Origin of the sequence: Paenibacillus sp. FSL R7-0312 (assembly GCF_038004445.1) — a bacterium.
In the GTDB taxonomy this organism is placed as follows: Bacteria; Bacillota; Bacilli; order Paenibacillales; family Paenibacillaceae; genus Paenibacillus_AQ.
In genome coordinates, this window is record NZ_JBBORE010000001.1 from 6880473 (window position 1) to 6898500 (window position 18028).

At 55.9% G+C, this 18028-nt stretch carries 14 protein-coding genes, 1 pseudogene and 1 riboswitch; of the genes and pseudogenes, 1 reads left to right on the forward strand and 14 read right to left on the reverse strand.

Features of this window, described 5'->3' with window-relative positions; all coding sequences use genetic code 11:
• Nucleotides 1-127: 127 nt before the first annotated feature.
• Entirely contained in the window at nucleotides 128-1045 is a 918-nt protein-coding gene (metA, locus tag MKX70_RS29850) for a homoserine O-acetyltransferase MetA (protein ID WP_039303312.1), read from the reverse strand.
• Nucleotides 1046-1164: 119 nt separating this feature from the next.
• A riboswitch (SAM riboswitch) is annotated at nucleotides 1165-1296 on the reverse strand.
• Between the two features lie 423 nt (nucleotides 1297-1719).
• Here metA and corA point away from each other — a divergent pair.
• Nucleotides 1720-2655: a magnesium/cobalt transporter CorA gene (corA, locus tag MKX70_RS29855; protein WP_042234210.1), complete on the forward strand. Its 936-nt coding sequence runs from the start codon at nucleotides 1720-1722 to the stop codon at nucleotides 2653-2655.
• Nucleotides 2656-2746: 91 nt separating this feature from the next.
• On the opposite strand, the gene MKX70_RS29860 is transcribed toward corA, so the two are convergent.
• From MKX70_RS29860 to cobJ, 13 genes and pseudogenes are all read right to left on the reverse strand, one after another.
• Complete coding sequence (locus tag MKX70_RS29860; RefSeq protein ID WP_340841420.1) at nucleotides 2747-3688, reverse strand: 1-phosphofructokinase family hexose kinase; 942 nt, start codon at nucleotides 3686-3688, stop codon at nucleotides 2747-2749.
• A gap of 165 nt (nucleotides 3689-3853) precedes the next feature.
• Nucleotides 3854-4870 carry an HRDC domain-containing protein gene (locus tag MKX70_RS29865; RefSeq protein ID WP_042241970.1) on the reverse strand — a complete coding sequence of 339 codons (1017 nt, stop codon included), beginning with the start codon at nucleotides 4868-4870 and terminating at the stop codon, nucleotides 3854-3856.
• Nucleotides 4871-5129: 259 nt separating this feature from the next.
• Complete coding sequence (locus MKX70_RS29870; RefSeq protein ID WP_042234205.1) at nucleotides 5130-6011, reverse strand: ROK family protein; 882 nt, start codon at nucleotides 6009-6011, stop codon at nucleotides 5130-5132.
• A 233-nt stretch (nucleotides 6012-6244) separates the two neighbouring features.
• A complete protein-coding gene (locus tag MKX70_RS29875) occupies nucleotides 6245-7867 on the reverse strand; it encodes a cobyrinate a,c-diamide synthase (protein WP_340841716.1) in 1623 nt (540 codons plus the stop codon).
• A gap of 36 nt (nucleotides 7868-7903) precedes the next feature.
• Nucleotides 7904-9040: a cobalt-precorrin 5A hydrolase gene (locus tag MKX70_RS29880; protein ID WP_445323690.1), complete on the reverse strand. Its 1137-nt coding sequence runs from the start codon at nucleotides 9038-9040 to the stop codon at nucleotides 7904-7906.
• A complete protein-coding gene (gene cobM, locus MKX70_RS29885; protein ID WP_081956778.1) occupies nucleotides 9006-9800 on the reverse strand; it encodes a precorrin-4 C(11)-methyltransferase in 795 nt (264 codons plus the stop codon). Before cobM ends, MKX70_RS29880 begins: the two co-directional genes overlap by 35 nt.
• Before the next feature lie 5 nt (nucleotides 9801-9805).
• Nucleotides 9806-10555, reverse strand: coding sequence for a precorrin-2 C(20)-methyltransferase (cobI, locus tag MKX70_RS29890; protein ID WP_042241967.1), 750 nt, complete (start codon nucleotides 10553-10555; stop codon nucleotides 9806-9808).
• A gap of 209 nt (nucleotides 10556-10764) precedes the next feature.
• Nucleotides 10765-11988, reverse strand: a complete 1224-nt coding sequence (gene cbiE / locus MKX70_RS29895; protein WP_340841422.1) for a precorrin-6y C5,15-methyltransferase (decarboxylating) subunit CbiE — start codon at nucleotides 11986-11988, stop codon at nucleotides 10765-10767.
• Entirely contained in the window at nucleotides 11981-13279 is a 1299-nt protein-coding gene (locus tag MKX70_RS29900) for a cobalt-precorrin-5B (C(1))-methyltransferase (RefSeq protein ID WP_340841423.1), read from the reverse strand. The genes cbiE and MKX70_RS29900 overlap by 8 nt, the downstream gene beginning before the upstream one ends.
• Nucleotides 13280-13786: 507 nt before the next feature.
• Nucleotides 13787-14452: a precorrin-8X methylmutase gene (locus MKX70_RS29905; protein ID WP_340841424.1), complete on the reverse strand. Its 666-nt coding sequence runs from the start codon at nucleotides 14450-14452 to the stop codon at nucleotides 13787-13789.
• Between the two features lie 2 nt (nucleotides 14453-14454).
• The gene (gene cobK / locus MKX70_RS29910; protein WP_340841425.1) at nucleotides 14455-15246 is read right to left on the reverse strand and encodes a precorrin-6A reductase; all 792 of its coding nucleotides are present in this window, start codon (nucleotides 15244-15246) and stop codon (nucleotides 14455-14457) included.
• Nucleotides 15243-16355, reverse strand: a complete 1113-nt coding sequence (locus MKX70_RS33500; RefSeq protein ID WP_445323726.1) for a sirohydrochlorin chelatase — start codon at nucleotides 16353-16355, stop codon at nucleotides 15243-15245. The genes cobK and MKX70_RS33500 overlap by 4 nt, the downstream gene beginning before the upstream one ends.
• Nucleotides 16341-18005: pseudogene (gene cobJ, locus MKX70_RS33505) on the reverse strand (precorrin-3B C(17)-methyltransferase); the annotation flags it as partial. The gene MKX70_RS33500 and the pseudogene cobJ, both read right to left, overlap by 15 nt.
• Between the last annotated feature and the right edge of the window lie 23 nt (nucleotides 18006-18028).

Consider the following 18028-nt stretch of genomic DNA (forward strand, 5'->3'; position numbering starts at 1 on the left):
GCTTCGGAAGCATGGGCTTAGTTTTGTATAGCGTACACTACCTGATCATTCTTCGACAAAACTTGCTTCGGAAGCATAGACTATGTGTTGTGCGCCAACCCATCCTTCTATAATACAAATACAACTTTTAAATAAACGCTCCGATATCGTAGGGTGTCTCCTGGTATACATAGTAATTGAGCCAGTTAGCGAATAATAAGTTGGCATGGGCACGCCAGACGGCCGGCGGTGTACGGGTGGGATCATCTTTTGGATAATAGTGCTTTGGAATCTCAATATCCATGCCTTTGGCGATATCGCGGTCATACTCCCATTTCAGGGAGAACGGATCATATTCTGAATGTCCGGTCACAAAAATCTGCTTGCCGTCATGCGTAGAAACCAGGTACACACCGGCCTCCTCTGATTCCGCCAGAATCTGCAGATCCGGATTATTCTCTATATCTTCACGGGAGACGTCGGTGTGACGGGAATGCGGCACATGGAATACTTCGTCGAAGCCCCGCAGCAGTTTCACATTATTATGGCTCAGCGTATGCGGAAACACTCCAAAGCATTTATCCGGCAGACTCACCTTACGCACACCGAAGTGGTGGTACAGTCCTGCCTGCGCGGCCCAACAGATATGCATGGTCGAGGTTACGTTCTGCTTGCTCCATTCAAAAATCACTTTCAGCTCTTCCCAGTAGTTGACATCCTCGAACTCCATTTGTTCCACCGGAGCACCGGTGATGATCAAGCCGTCAAAGCGGCGGTCACTGATTTCATCAAAGGTTTTGTAAAAGCTCTTTAAGTGCTCTGCCGAAGTATTCTTCGAGGTATGGGAGCTGGGATGCAGCAGAACAACATCCACCTGAAGCGGTGAGTTCCCGATAAGGCGCAGCAGCTGCGTTTCCGTGGTTTCTTTGGTCGGCATCAGATTCAGGATGGCGATCCGCAAAGGACGGATATCCTGATGAAAGGCATGGCTTTCATCCATTACAAAAATATTCTCACCGGATAATACTTCTTTGGCCGGAAGACTGTCGGGAATTTTAATAGGCATTGCTGTTTCCACTCCTTAACTGAAATTAGGTTCCGCTTGGCGGTTAAATCTGATCCAAAACAACGAAAAAAGACCTTTCTCGGGCGAGAAAGGTCATATATCTGCAGTCATATGCGCCTCTCTCATCTGCCAGAGAACTTCCGCCGGACAAATAACGTCCTGCAAAGCTTCCGCAAGAATTAGCACCGTGCGTTCACACGCCGGTTGCCGGGTTTCATCGGGCTAGTCCCTCCACCTGCTCTTGATAAGATTAAGCTGTATTCAGTTGGAAAAGCTAAAGCATCCGGAGATACTATTCTTAAAATTTACTTTAAATCATGAACCTCCTTTTCGTCAAGTCCATACAATGCTTAAGGGGCCCAGAGAATGAAAAGAATTTATCTTGAAAGAGGCATACCCGGGCGTTATACTAGACAAGTGTTTCAACCATAAACGGCGAAAAGAAGAGGTGAGAGAAGAATGGAAGGCGACCCGGGCTCGCGAATAAGCGTGCAGAAAGAACAACCACACAGGATTAACATCAGCTTGCCGGCGGCGGGGGCAGTTCTTCTTCATGCTCTCGGACCGTCTTTTGGCCTTCATCAGTAGATTGTACCACCGGCCAAGCTGATTTTTTCTCTGTGCTTTAATTAGCATATCCCTGGAGAAGACCAGGGACAGAAGGAGTGAATCAGATGAAAATCCGGCTGGTAAACGCAGGGGTTTTTACGACTATTGACAATATTGAGGATACACTTACCGCACCCGCTGAGGGTTTCTATTGGATTGATGCGGATGCTGAGGACCTTGTAGAGCTTCAGCCATTGTACAATCTGCATGATCTGGCTGTGGAGGACTGCCTCAGTGAAGAGGATCAGCGCCCGAAGCTGGAGATTTATGAGAGCCATTATTTTATCGTAGTAAACAGTATCCGGTTTGATGACGAGGAAATCTTCCTCCGCGCGCTCAACGTGTTCCTGGGCAGACATTTCATCATCACCGTTACCAAGCAGAAGATCCATGAGCTGCGCGTCCTGAAGCCTGTACTCTGGGAGCAGGAGGTCAGTGAGCCTGACCGCTTCCTGTACCTGCTAATCGACCTTGTGGTTGACAACTTCTTCTCCGTAGGTGACCGGATTGAAGCGCGGATTGAGAAGCTGGAAGAAGACATCCTCATGCACACCAAGAAATCGCATCTTAGCGAGATCATCGGTCTGCGCAGTGAAATTCTCTGGCTGAAGAAGATGCTAGGCCCGCAGAAGGAAGTTATCAACACGCTGAACAAAAAAGACCTCCGCCTGATCGACGATCAGCTGCAGAAGTATTTCAGTGATATTTATGAAAATGCGGTTAAGATCTCTGAAACCTTCGAAACGTACCGCGATCTCATGGGCAACTTACGCGAAGCATATCAGTCCAGTATCGCTAACCGCGCCAATGAAATCATGAGAGTATTTACGGCAATTACTACGATATTCATGCCGCTGACCGTTATTACCGGTATCTACGGTATGAACTTTGACAATATTCCCGAGACTCACTCCCAGTACGGCTATTATGGAGTTATCGCCGTCATGGTGACGCTCGGCTGCGGAATGCTGGTGATATTCCGCAAGAAGGATTGGCTATGAAGCACAGCGGACGAATACGCAGGACGAAGGCACCGATTACCCGGAGGGTAAAGGAAGCCTTCGTCTTTTTGGTATATGGCGGGCTTTAAATTTACTGTTGTCCAGCCGTATTCTTATCCATGCTGTTGAACAACCGCTCCGTATCCTCGCGCTTGCACAGCTGACGCTCCGGGTTCATGACCGCCGCCGCACCGGAGGCAACGCCGAATTGAACAGCTCTGCGCAGCGGCCAGCCCCGTTCCAGACTATATACGAGTCCGGCTACCAGACTGTCACCGGCACCAACTACGCTGAGTACGGGAACCTCAGGTGCCCGCAGGTGCTCGCAACCGTCTCCCGTAATCAGCAGCGCCCCGTCCCCGCCAAGCGAAACCACAACCACCTCGGTCCGCCCTTCTTCGATCAGCTGCAGCGCGGCTGCCTTCACTTCCTCATCACCGGTTATAGTACGGCCCGATAACTCTTCAAGCTCCCGTGCATTAGGCTTCAGCAGATAAACTCCGGCATCAGCAGCCAGCTGCAGCGGTTCACCGGAAGTGTCGACAATCACCCTGGCATTCCATGGCTTCACAATTTCAATGACACGGCTATAGAAATCAGCCGGACAGCCTGGAGGTAAACTGCCGCTGGCTACAAGATAAGTTGGTTTGTCCGGCAGCGCCATTAATTGTTCGAGGCATTGCTTCCAATCGCCTTCGATGAACCTCGGGCCCGGCATGTCGAACCGGAACTGCTGTCCTGTGGATTCCTCCACGACAATCAGATTCTCCCGGGTCTGCCCGCTGATCGGAATCTCCTGATGCTTCACGCCCTCCTGTTCCAGCATATGGTGCAGCAGCTGACCATGAAGTCCGCCTGAGGCATACAGTGCAAGGGAATCCCCGCCCAACCTATGAATCGCCCGTGACACATTCACACCGCCGCCCCCCGGTTTGTACGAGGCTTCACGGCAGCGCAGCTTATGATCGGGAACAACCTTACTTATACCCGTACTGGCATCCACGCTAGGATTAACCGTCAACGTAACTATCATATGTCCCACTCCTTTTTAACTGCATACAGGTATAGTACCCCTAATCGCCCCTTTCTCCTAATAATTTGCAGACACTGCCGGCCGCAGATAAAACCCTGCAGCTCGCTTCCTCGCGGGAAAGGGGGAAGCGCGATACAGGGTAAGCTCCGGGAAGTAGGCTGCTTCCTACAGGTTCGTCGCCAGCCCCAACCCGGCCGGTTGCTCCCGGCGGAAGCGGATACGGATCAGCCGCAGGCGCTCATAGTACATATCGAGGCCTTCTGCGGGCGAGAAATCCTCGCCATAGGCCTTATAGAGGACGGGCTTCAGGAAGGTATCACCAATCAGCTCATAAGCTGTCCATATATTGTTCTGTTCCTGGGAAGTGACTTCATTGAGTTCAAGAGCAATGAGCTTCTCAACAGAATAACCGTCCTTCTCCAGTTCCTCTACAGCTTCAAGAACTTCACGGCGGGAGACCCCGCTGAGCCCCTTGAGCTGCTCCATTCCCTGCCCTTCTTCAATCCCCTGAAGCAGCACACGCCGCAATCTCAGCCGCTCCAGCTGCTTCTTGTATTTCAGCTCCTTCTGTTTGTACAGCCAGGAAACAAAGCTCTCTTCGTCCACCGAATCACTTACCCAGCCCAGCGGATATTGATGCTCACGCTGCACACCGGAGGTAATACTGAGCCAGTCGGCGCCATATTGCGAGGCTTTACCTTCACCTACCCCGGGAATCTGCAGCAGCTCTTCTGCCGTATGGGGCAGAAATGCACTGATCATCCGCAGCAGACGGTTGCTAGCCAGAATATAGGGTGCCTTGCGTTCACTGGAGGCCTTGCCTCTGCGCCACGAGCATAGCTCCTCATAGACCGTTTCATTTGCGTACTGCTCACTGTAATATTGCAGCTTAAGCTGCTCCTGACCGCGGCTGTTAAGATGCTCATCTTCATGAAATACACCATCAATCAGGGGGCGGTAACCGTCACCCATCTTCATTGCAAGCTCATGCCGGTACACACACAGCATTTCATTCCATGAACCGCCTTCATACCATAGGCTGTCACCCATTTCCTGTTCCCCTGAGAAGTCGCGCCAGCCCAGACGCCATACCCCCTCCTCCTCTCCAATCCACAGCTGGGCAAATACCTCCTGGTCCACGCCTGACATTCTGGACAAACGGTTCATAAATACGATCTGCATATGAATCCCTACCTTCATCGTCTTACAGTATGCATGGTCTTTGTGCGGACCACCGGAATCTCTGCCCCCGCCCGATACGGTTTCAGCGGGAAAGATAAGGAACATTTATTGCGCGGAGCCTATAAATTCTTATCTTTGCACAAAAAAAGCACCTCTCCCACGAAAATACGTGAAAGAGGTGCTTCCTCTTAAATGCTATACTGTTAAAACCTAGGATACCACATATTGCGAAACAGTCAATGTCTTTTTATAGCATATTCTACTGTCCGTCAAGCGCCAGCTTCGCAAGACCAAGCGCACCCGAGAGTCCGGCATTATCCCCGAGCTGAGGAGGGACGATATAACTGCCGATCGCTGCATTGAGCGCCGGATGCTGCACATATCCGCCAAGCAATTCCTGCAGCTTGGTATGGATCAGCGGGAAGAGCTGGCTCTGCTTCATCACGCCGCCGCCCATCACGATTCTCTGCGGCGAGAGGATCAGCACATAGTTCATCAGGGCATGGGCCAGATAGTGGGCCTCCATCGCCCAGGCCGGATGATCCGATGGCAGCTCGCCCGCAGGCTTGCCCCAGCGCTTACCGATCGCCGGACCTGCCGCCAGGCCTTCCAGGCAATCGCCATGATAAGGGCAGAAGCCTTCATAGATATCTTCCGGATGGCGGCGGACCAGAATATGTCCCATCTCAGGGTGAGACAGCCCATGGATCAGCTTCCCGCCGACCACTGCACCGGCGCCGATGCCGGTGCCTACTGTGATATAGAGGCAGCTATCCAGCCCTTGGGCGGCACCCCAAGTGTACTCGCCCAGGGCGGCTCCGTTCACATCTGTATCGAAACCGACCGGAACATCAAGTTGCTCCGCCACGGCTCCTACCAGATTATATCCACCCCAGTGGGGTTTCGGTGTGGTTGTAATATATCCGTAAGTAGGGCTGCCGATCACCGGGTCAATCGGTCCGAATGAACCGATGCCAATGGACTCCACATCTTTACCGGAGAAGTATTCTAGTACCAGCCCCATCGTTTCTTGAGGGGTTGTGGTCGGAAAGCTCACCCGGTCGATAATCGTCCCGTCCTCATTTCCGATTCCGCACACAAACTTTGTTCCTCCTGCTTCAATCGCTCCCAACAATTTCACTGCAGCGTTCTCCCTTCTCCATTACCTCATTAAGTTATTGCTTCCAGATTTTGAAATTCAGCAGCATATAATCCAATCTATTCCCTGATAAATAAAACCGATAACCTGCCAGCAGGGTAATAAAGCGCTCTCTTGATCCTATTATACGAGGCTTAAAGATGTATGACAAGCGGTTGACATATGTGACACGGTTAAAAAATATTCTGGAATTGCTCGCCTCCGGTCTGGAACACTTAGAGCCGCTGCTTCGCCTGCTTCTTCTGTTCCCGATAAGTGAGGCAGGCCTCCACCATACGTCCGGCTGCCGGGAAATGGGAGGCCAAATGAATATGCGCATACGCCGCCATAATGTTGCCGCTGATATACCCTTCCGGCTGACTGCCTCCTCTGCCTTTACTCTCATAGGCATAAATCCGGTCTTCGCCGGGAATATAGCTCATGCCGGAATAATGGAATTCATGGCCGCGCAGTCGCCCGCCCTGCTTCAGCAGCAGGCAATCGTGAAGTGCTGTCACCTCACGGTACCCGAGCGCGGCGCGGCGTTCCTGCATTATGCTGTGCGCCGGAATGATCCCGGCCATCTTATGCACAGCGCCGGAGCGGTCGGTCAGGCTGCGGGCCAGCACCATGTAGCCGCCGCATTCCGCATACAGCGGCATTCCGTCTGCAGCTGCAGCTCTTACGCCGTCCAGGAAGAGCGAATTCGCTGCAATCACAGCAGCGAATTCTTCCGGAAACCCGCCGCCGATATAGATTCCATCGGCCTCCGGCGGGATTCCTTCCCCGCTAAGCGGACTGAAAGCAGCCAGCCGCGCACCTGCGCGCTCGAGCAGCTCCAGATTGTCGGCATAATAGAAATTGAATGCCGCATCCCGGGCTATGGCAATAACCGGCTGGACAGGACGGTGCGCCGGCCTGCTCGTATCCGCCGGCATGATCCGGGCTGCCGGTGAAGACAAGGGTGGCCCTGCTGACACAGGCTGCTCCTGTGATGCAGGCTCCAATGCCGGCAGGCTGCCCGAATCCGGAGTCTCAGTCGCCGTAACCACCGGCATCCCTGGCTCCAATATACCCGGGCTGCTAAGCGAGGGCCCTTGCGCCTGCAGCACCGCATCCGGTTCCGGCGGATACTGCAATGCAGGCGCAGCAGCGGCAAGCTCCAGCAGACGCTCCAGATCGGTGCCCTCCGCCAGCAGATCGGCGGCATGCTCGAACAAAGGCTCCAGCTCTCCGCGCTCCACAGCGGGAAGCAGGCCAAGATGCCGCTCCGGGATATCGAGGCCGCTGTCGCGCGGCAGCCAGCCGATGACCGGAATGCCGCAGGCCGCTTCAATCGCTGCCCGGACCATCCGGTAGTGGCCCTCACTGCCGCAGCGGTTCACAATAACCGCAGCAATCCGCACCTGCGGCTCCAGCTGCTGAAAGCCCAGCACAATAGCCGCTGCACTGCGTCCCATGCTGCGGACATCGACTACAAGCAGCACCGGACTGTCCGTCAGGATAGCGATCTCCGCCGTTGATCCGGTGAGTGCAATGTCCTCTTTGCCGTCATACAATCCCATTACGCCTTCAATGACCGACAGGTCCGCATCCTCCGAGGTGGTCAGGAAATACTCCTGCAGATAGCTGCCTGAAGTCATCCAAGAGTCCAGGTTGCGGGAGGAACGGCCTGTAACTGCACTATGATAAGCAGGATCGATATAGTCAGGCCCGCATTTATAGCCCTGAACCTTCAAGCCGCGCCGGGCAAACGCCCGCATCAGTCCCAGCGTGACCGTTGTTTTGCCGGAGCCGCTGCCCGTGCCTGCTACTACAAAACGCGGGCGTGTCTGCAATAACGGCTCCCGGTCCTTCATTTCATTCCATCTCTCTCTCACCGCTTCTCCCCCGCTCTAACCGGCATAGACAACCCGCGCTACGGCGATTGTCACATTTCCGCTTTTATGTTTGCGCTGCAGGAGCGCCTGCGCACCTGAAGACAACAATGCGGCAGGCTCACAGACACCGTACGCTCCGGTCGCTCTGAACACTACCTCCGAAGGATTGTCCAGCGTGACAGCGTTCAGCTGGTCTGGTGAATACAAAGCCAGCTCCCAGCCGTATTTGGCACACAGAGCCAGCAGTCCGGCCTCATCGCCCTTTATCCCGGCAGTCGCCACATTCCGCACACTGTAGAGCGATAGCCTGAGCTCTGCCAGCGTATGCAGCATTACAGCTTCAAGCTCTTCCGCAGAGGTCCCGCGGTTACAGCCCAAACCGAGCACCAGACTGCGCGGACGATAGACTACAGCGCATTCAGCATGCATGGCATCCTCCGGCTCATCTTGATCCGGCAGCCGGTCACTAACCACAATCGCCGCGCTGAAGCGGAAGCCGCTGCTTCGCAGCTCCTCCCGGCTGGCGAATAACCGTATATGCTCCGGCAGCACTGCCCCCGGCGGCAGCCAGCCCGGCTCTCCGCTCTCCTGGACAAAGGCTACCGGTTCCCCGTTGACGAGCGCAGCACTGACACTTTTCATACTGGTAAAGCTGTCCGCGCGCCAGCCGTATTCCCGGCCAAGCAGATCCACAGCGAAGGTGCCTTGCACATCGGAAGCCGTTGTAATTACCGGATGACTGCCGAGCAGCCCGGCGATCTGCAGCGTCAGTCTGTTGGCCCCCCCGAGATGGCCGGACAGCATGCTGATCACATGCTCCCCGCGCTCATCGATGACGATGACGGCAGGATCGGTTCTTTTGTCCTGCAGCAGCGGAGCCATCAGCCGGACAGCAGCGCCCAGTGAGAAGAACAGAATGACCCCCTCGTAATCCCGGAAGAGCCGGGGGAGTAAATCTTTGACCGGCCCCTCAAAAAGTGAACTCTCCCCAGCCCGCATCTCCAGCCCGCCGCTATACTTGGCATAACAAAAGACTTCCGTCTCCCCAAGCCCGGCTCCCAGCTTCAGCGCCAGCCCGATGCCGTTTCGCGTGATCGCGACCGCTGCATACCGCCGCTTACTCACCTGAGCCCATTCCTTCCCGGCAGCCATGGGTAAATGCCTTGTCATAGAGCTTGGAACGGTGCTGGTCGCGGTCCGTCAGCCCGGGGTCCAGCGCCCAGCCGGCCAGGATCATGGCGTGCATGGTGATACCCGCAGCACGCAGATCCGGCTCCAAATTCTGCACCGTTGTCCGCAGAATCTGCTGATCCGGCCAGGTGGCCCGCTTCACTACAGCTACCGGTGTATCCGGACTCCAGCCGGCAGCCAGGAATTCCCCGGTCACATGCCCGGCCAGGGAGGCACTAAGGAACAGCGCCACCGTACAGTGATGCTCCGCCAGCTTACGCAGCTGCTCGCGTTCCGGCACCGGTGTACGTCCTTCCGCACGGGTCAGAATCACCGTCTGCGTCAGCTCCGGGACGGTCAGCTCTGCACCAAGCGCCGCAGCGGATGCAAAAACAGAGCTTACACCCGGCACGATTTCATAGCTTACGCCCCGCTGCTTCAGCAGCGACATCTGCTCCAGAATCGCACCGTACATGGACGGGTCGCCGGTGTGGATGCGGCCTACGCTTTTACCGGCCTGGACGGCTGCCGCCATCAGCTCCACCTGCTGCTCCAGATCCAGCCCCGAGCTTCGCAGCACCTCTGCACCGGGCTTCGCACTGTGGATCAGCTCCTCACTGACCAGAGAATCGGCATAGAGCACCAGGTCCGCTGAGCGCAGAATCCGGCTGCCTTTTACCGTAATCAGCTCCGGATCGCCGGGTCCGGCACCTACAATATATACTTTAGGCTCGAGCACGATATCTGTCATTTGCTCACCACCATCAGACTTAAGTACTCCAGCTCCTTGCCCCGCAGATCCCGCGCATCGCGCCATACCGTTTCATACGGAGAGGTTACCTTGGTAACGACGGATGCCTTGCCGGACAGTCCCAGTTCATCCAGCACATCCAGCACCAGATCCAGCACCTTGGCCACCTTGAGGAACACCACCGTCTCGTGATGCAGCAGCGCTTCCTTCAGTGCCTCGCGGTCACCTGTCGCCGGGATGATACCCACCCGCTGATCTCCGTCCGCCAAGGGCTGCCCCAGGGCAGCAGCCGCGCCCAGCACCGAGGAAATCCCCGGAATGGAGACGATCGGCACACCGGGATGCAGCTCCTGCATTAACCGGGCCAGATGGATAAAGGTGCTGAAGAGATTAGGGTCACCTTCCGTCACAAAAGCCACATCCCTGCCCTGCTTCAGCTCACTCCAGCACAGCTCCACAGTGCGGTTCCAGCCGCTGGCCAGCAGCACAGGATCTTTCGTCATCGGGAAGATCAGCCCGAGCATGATTTTCTCATCCGGCTTCACATGCATCTCGATGATTTCGTGGGCGTAGGATTTGCCGCCTTTGTGGGTTGCCGGGTAGGCAATCACCGGACATTCCCGCAGCAGCCGGCAGGCCTTGAGCGTAATCAGCTCCGGATCACCGGGGCCGACACCGACACCGTACAACGTCCCGACCGCCCGGGGAGTCAGTCTTTCCTCCAGCTTCAGCTCTTCCTCATCCATAGCATCATAGAGCACACTTGCGGCCTGCATCGCCGCTTCTGCCAGCTGCGTTTCAGCGGCAATTCCTACTCCTTCGCATGCTTCCTGCCCGTCCACAGCCAGCACTGCCTGCCGACTCGCCTCCGTTACATGGGTCTTCATCGCATGTTCCTCCTTTGTTTCTGATCGCTTCTTGTTTCCTTATATCTCAATATCTGATCTGATCAGCCTCAGCTCTTCCACCCACTAACCACATAGACCGGATTCATGCCTTCGAACCGGGTCATGCCGAGAATCGGCTTACCCCGTGATGCCTGAAGCATAGTTACCCCGCAATCCAGGCCTGCTTGCTTCAACGCCTCCATGCTTCCATATAGCGTCTCAATGGTTATCGCTCCAACGACAATCCGCCCTTCCGGCCGGAGTCTCAAGGCGCAGAGCGCGATAATATCCGCCAGCTCCCCGCCGCTGCCGCCGATAAACACTCCATCCGGATCCGGCAGATTCTCCAGCCCCAGCGGCGCTTTCTGATGTATGATCTGGAAATCGGCGCGGAACTTCCGGCGGTTCGCTTCCATGTTCGGCAGATTCTCCGCGCCTTTTTCCAGGGCATAGACCTTGCCGAACCGGGCGATCCGCGCACATTCTGCCGCAACCGCACCGGAGCCGGAGCCGATATCCCACACCACCGCATCCTCGGACAAATTCAGCTCTGACAGGACCAGAGCCCGGACCTCACGTTTCGTAATGAGGCCTTTCTCCGGCTTCCGCTGCTGGAACTGCTCATCCGGATAAGCGAAGCCGCGCCGCAATGATGAGCCGGTTCCCGGCCTTCTGCGCAGGATAACTACATTCAGCGCCGCAAATTCACTATTCTCCATCTCATCCAGCGTCCAGAAGCGGCAGACTTCCTCCGCTCCCCCCAGCCGTTCGCACACAAACGCTTCATATTCCAGCATCCCGAACTCACGCAAATAAGCGGCAATCACCGCAGGCGTATTACTCTCGTCCGTTAGCAGAGCCACCTTGTGCTTGCCGTCTATACGCTGGGCCAGTCCCTGGATGGGGCGCCCGTGCAGACTGATCAGCTCGGCATCCTGCCAGCTGTCCCCCAGCCGGGCAAACGCGAGCTGCACACTGCTATAGTGCGGAATAACCTCAACATGCTCCGGCCCGAACTTGCGGACAAGATACCCCGCGATGCCAAAAAAGAGCGGGTCCCCCGAGGCCAGAACCACAGTCCGCCGCTTCTTCCACACTTTCTCCAGCTTGTCTGTAAAAGGCGTCAGCCCGCCTTGCAGAACGATTTTCTCACCGGTATATCCGCCAAAAAAATTCAATTGCCGTTCTCCGCCGAGCAGTACCTCACTGTTATTCACTTTGCTCAGGCTATCCGGTGTCAGGCCGCCGGCGCCATCCTCCCCGATACCGATCACATAGATCAGGTTACCCACGGATCTCCGCCCTTCCCAGCACTCGGCCCTTCATCGTGATCAATACCATCTCTACAATCATGCCTCCGTTCATATGCTTCAGACTCTCTTCACAGGCATGCCGGCACAGGCTCTCAAAAAAAGCGGAATTTCCTGCATCAGTCATCATATCCACGACCTGCGAGGCTGTATTGGCGGCAGTAATCTCCTTCATCTGCTTGTCATTTGCCCCGGCCTCCGCCGCCACGGCTGCCAGAAATCCGAAGTCAACAGGGGCATTCTTCGAGTGGATCAGCATAGCGCCTTGAGCAACTTTGGAGAACTTACCGGCCATGCCAACAAAGGTAACTTTCTTGATCCCATAGGCCTTGGCATGCTCCAGCGAGAAGCCTACATACTCCCCCATCTGGATAAAAGCTTCCTCCGGAAGTCCGGCGAACATCGCCATCGCATATTTCTCACTGCTGCCGCCGGTGGTCAGAATGATCTGCCCGTTCCCCGTCGCCGCCGCAACCGAAATCGCCTGAACCACACTCGCCTTGTAGGCTTCGGTGGAGAACGGGGTAACCACGCCCCGCGTGCCGAGGATGGAAATGCCGCCGATGATGCCGAGTCGCGGGTTGAGCGTTCTTAGGGCAATCGCTTCGCCTTCCGGCACGCTGATGACCACCCGCAGCCCCCTCGCTGCGCCATGCTCCTCCAGCACACCGGACACCGCCTCCAGTATCATCCGCCGCGGCACCGGATTAATTGCCGCTGCTCCGACGGGTACCGGGAGCCCAGGCTTCGTCACCCGGCCGACGCCACGGCCGCCGTCGATCTCCACACCGGGGTGATCCAGCCAGCTCACCGCTGCTTCGATCCAGGTCTGATGCGTGGCATCCGGATCATCTCCGGCATCCTTGACCGTGGCACAGCTTGCCGAGTCCGCTCCTTCGCGCTGCCAGCCTGTAAGTTCAAAGGAGTGCCGGAAGCCCGCCGGGAGATCAATATCTACAGCGGGAAGCCTATCACCTGTAATCAGCAGCAGTGCCGCACCTTTGGCAGCGGCGGCGGCACATGCTCCTGTGGTGTAGCCCCTGCGCAGAGGGGCAGCAGGAGTTGAGGAGGCAGGAGCACCGGTAGGCGACGATGTTAAACCGCTTGGGTTGGCTGTCGACTCAACAACATGCTCAGATTCTCGTTTTGCTGCATACTTTGCATACTCAGCATCATGCTCATGCTCAGGCTCGAGATTCGCTGCGTACTCTGCATTCTTCTCAGACCCCCGCTTTGCAGTGTACTCTGCCGCGGACTCATTATCATGCTTCACCTCCGTTTCCTCCTATTCTGATCTGCCAGGTTGTCTGGTGTTTGCTCGCTCATGGCAATCCCTCTTTGTGATGATATATGTAACCTATTTGGAGCATCGTAGATATATTTAGACACGCTAACAATTAAATAAGTGAGTTCAATCAACAATGCAGCAATTCATGTATTCAGTTCCAAGTGAAAATTCCAGAATAGTTGTATACTGTGCAATTAAAATCAGCGAAAAGGTAGGCTAGCAACTTATAACTGTACTCTGTACAACTCAATCTGCCCCAATGGGTGAGATCAAGCAAAAAATAGTAGTTTAATTGTACGAAATACAGCTAAACGGATAATTGGTTGTAAATCAGACGTTTTAGTTGTACAAAGTGCACTTAAGCATACCTCATACGCATAAGCCTAGGCGTATGGATTAGAACTTGTTCATATCCTGTTCAAAACCCGCTACTAAAGAGTTTGGAGTGTTGGCCCAGCGCTAACACCGTTCCCGCTTATACCTGGGGCAGGGCTAATTCAATTCGCCTGCCGCCCGGCGGTCCGCCAGCAGACTCAGTGCATTGACCGCAGCGACCACGATCGTGCTTCCGCCTTTGCGGCCGATATTCGTGATGTAAGGAATGTCGAGCTTGCGCAGCTCATCCTTGGATTCCGCGGCCGAGACGAATCCGACCGGCATGCCGATGACAAGACCCGGCTGCGCTGTGCCTTCTTTTACCAGACGAATCAGTTCCAGCAGGGCAGTCGGCGCGTTGCCGATCACATAGATGCCTCCGGGAGCCTGTGCACAAGCTTTGCGCGTAGCCATAATGGCCCGTGTAGTCCCGAGCGCCTTCGCTTCTTCCATCACATCCGGATCGGAAATATGAACCCTGACTCCCCCGCCGTACCGCTGAATCCGCTCCTTGGCAATGCCCGCCTCCACCATCCGCACATCGGCAATAATCGGCTTGCCCTGCAGAATGGCGGTGATCCCGGCCTCAATCGCCCGAGGATGAAAAACAAGACTCCGTCCCAGCTCAAAATCGGCTGAAGCATGAATGATCCGCTGCACTATTTTGTACTCCAGCCTGCTGAAGGAGTGTTCACCCATCTCTTCCGTAATCATCTGAAAACTCAGACCTTCTATTTCCTGCGGCTGTACCGTCACCGGCTTGAAATCCGTACCAAAATCCACAGTTATCCCTCCTTGTTCATTTGCAGCGCAGCTCTCACGGCCTCCGTAATCTCGTCAAAAGAGTCAAACACCTTCCCGTTCTCTCCAAAGCTCAGCTCCGGCCGCATAATTAAAATGACGTAAAGCCCCATATCCAGCGCGGCATGCAGCTTCTCATCCACCGAGCCTTCCGCCCCGCTCTCTTTGGTAATCATCACCTGTGTGCCATACTGCCGGTAAAGTGCCTCATTCATCTCTCTGCTAAAAGGTCCCTGAAGCGCAATAATATTCCGCTGCTCAATGCCAAGGGACAGACATTTCTCCATATTCTCCAGGCAGGGCAGCAGTCTGACCGTCAGCCGGATATCCGGATCTCCCAGCAGCGCCTCCGCAAACACCTCAAGTGTCTTGCCGCCGGTTGTCAGCATAACAGAACCCTTAAGTTCCCCGGCCTTGCGCGCAGCCTCTTCATAGGAATGCACAACGATCAGCCGGGGGTGGCTGTCATAGATAAGACTTTGCCGCTCGTAGCGAAAATAGGGCAGGCCCAGCGCTGCAGCCGCGCCCATAGCATTGGCATGCGCCTCCAGTGCAAACGGATGGCTGCCGTCCACTACTGCACGATAGCCGCCCTCCTGCAGCAGCGAGATCATGGCCGGCTTATCCAGCCTGCCGACCCGGGTGCAGATTGCTGCGGCTTCCAGCCGTTCAGCCGCACTGGGCGTTACGACAGAGGCCTGCAGCGGCAGGCCTTGTCGCGACAGGTTCAGCGCCAGCTCCCGGGCATCGCTGGTGCCGCACAGCATGAAGATCATCGCGGCTGGCGCAGATCCCGGTTGTCTGCCGGAGCCGCTGTTCCGGTTACATCATGCCGCTCTTGCTGCCCGTGTCCATGTCCCTCCTCACCATGGTGGTGATGGTGGTGGTGGTGGTGCAATGCCGCTTCATCACGGTACTTGCAGTTATCGCAATTGCTGAAAGACTGACCCTCCATTGTCTCCTCAATACGCTCTGTCAGCATATCCACAAGCCGTGGATGAATGCCGAGCTGGCGGCCGAGCTGCACTTCAATTTCCGGATGCTCTACGGCGAAATGAGAAACCATTTCTGCGAACTGCTTCATCAGTACTCCGGTGAACAGCAGATACGGCACAACTATAATCTTACGCGCACCCAATGCCAGGCAGCGTTCAAGCCCATCCGGAAGCGACGGCTTCGTGATGGCGATGAAGCAGCTTTCAACGCTTTGGTAAGACGTTCTTTCCCATAGCAGCCGGCCCAGCTTATAGAAATCACTGTTAGCATCCGGATCACTGCCCCCGCGCCCCATAAGCAGCACGATGGTATCCTTATCCTCTGCTGCGGATGTTGTGTGGGCCTGGGCTTCCTGCAAACTTAAGTCCGCAGCTCCGGCTTCATTGCTGTAATCCACAGAAATGGCCAGCGAATCAGCTTCGATACTGTGTGTCACAGATGCAGAAAGCGAATCAGCTTCCCGTATCCGGTCCAGCACAATATCTACTGTCCGCTCCTGAACACCCAGCGGACGCCCGTATACAAACTCCACCCCCGGATGCTTCAGCTTGGCCTCATCGATCGCCATCGGAATATCCAGCTTGGAATGGCCCGCAGCGAACAATATAATCGGCACAATATAAATTTGCGTCGCACCGGCCTCCACACATTTGGCAATTCCGCCCGCGATTGAAGGTGAGGCTAGCTCTATGAAGCAGGTCTCAAACCTAAGCTCAGGCTTCCGGGCGGCAAGCTGGCTGGTGAACTGCAGCAGCTCCTCATTTCCCGCTTGAATCCGGCTTCCATGTCCAACCAGTAATACGGTTCTCATCATGCGTGCTCCCTCTATGCTGTCATTATTATCCATACTCCTTGGAGTGCTGTTCACCTGTTCTTCAATACTGCCCATCCGTTCATAAAAAGCATGGAACCGCTCCTTCTCCCGGCCTTGCGCAGTATAATGCTCCACTGCCGCTGCTACAGCAGCCACGGCTTCATCTTCATTCATACCTTCGCGGACGAGCGTGCCGGGATGTGCTGCCCGGCCCGACTTCTTGCCGCCCAGATAGAGCTCATAGCTGCCCCGCGAAAGGACCAGCCCGATATCGTCCAGAACAGCCGAGCTGCAGGCCATGCCGCAGCCCGCCACGCTGATATGCAGCTCTTTGGGTACAGCAAGTCCATGCAGCAGGGTATGCAGGCGGACCGCAGCGCTTAAAGCGCCGCTTCTCCGCAATTCACAGAACCCGCAGGTTTTTACTTTCACATAATCACCGGGTATACTTACGCTCAGTTCTGCCTCTATCAGCTTCGCCGCCAACTCAGCCCGGTCGCCCGGATAGCTGCGCAGCAGAAAATGTCCGTCCTTCGTATAGATCAGCTGCCCGTCATCGCCTGCCAGCTCTGCCATCAGCTTCATCTGGATACCGCTGAATCTGCGGCTGCCGAGGACAGGAGAGACCTCCAGCTCGAAGGCTTCATCAGCGTGTTCCGCCAGCTGAACGGCAGAAATACGTGGACGCTCCACGCGCGCAGATGTTGCCAGACTTAACCCCGCAGCCTCCTCCGTCCGTCCCCCGTCAGTTGGAGCCATACTCTCTAACACCAATCGTTCTACCCGTCCGGTTTCACCGGCAGTTGCACTCGGTGTCATAGCTCCATCTATCCGCCCCGCCTCAGCGCCCACACTCTCCACCCCTGCCCCTTCAGACCGCCCCGCCTCAGCCGCAGCCAGCGACCAAGGCTCGGCCGCAGGGCGCAGCCGCTCATGCGGCTTCAGCGCCTGCGTCTGCGCGCCAAGATTGTACTTGCGCTCGTATCCGCGCGGCGTAACCATCAGACCCTCGTAGACCACCGTCGCCGAGTTGCCGACGATAACCGTAGAGAGCATGCCGATCTCATGCTCCAGCATCTCCTGCAGCGTAGTGACGATCGTCTGCTGACGGTCGCGGTAGGCGCTTTTGACAATGCCGACTGGCGTGGAAGGATCACGGTAACGCAGCAGGATATTGCGCGCTTCTTCAATCTGCCGCGTCCGCTTGCCGCTGCGCGGGTTATAGAAGGCGATCACGAAATCCGCGGCGCCCGCCGCTTCTACACGCGCGGCAATGCTCTCCCACGGGGTAAGATGATCGCTCAGGCTGATTGTGCAGGAATCATGCATAACCGGCGCTCCCAGCAGGGAAGAACAGGACTGAATCGCTGATATTCCGGGGATCACCTCGACCTCTACTCCGTCAGCCCGGTTCCAGCCCCGTTCAATCAGCACCTCGTAGACCAGCCCCGCCATGCCGTATACACCGGCATCGCCGCTGGATATTACGGCAATGGTCTGACCAGCCTCGGCTCTGCGGACGGCCTCCTGCGCCCGGCTGACCTCTTCGGTCATACCAGTGCCGACAATCTCCTGATGCCGCAGCAGCGGTTTGATCAGCTCCACATAAGTGTTGTAGCCGATTACAGCCTCACTCTCCTCGAGAGCAGCAAGCGCCCGGCCGGTAATATGCTCCAGCGCTCCGGGACCGAAGCCGATAATGAGCAGCTTTCCTTGTTTCTTCATTCTTCTTCCCCCGTTCGTGAATG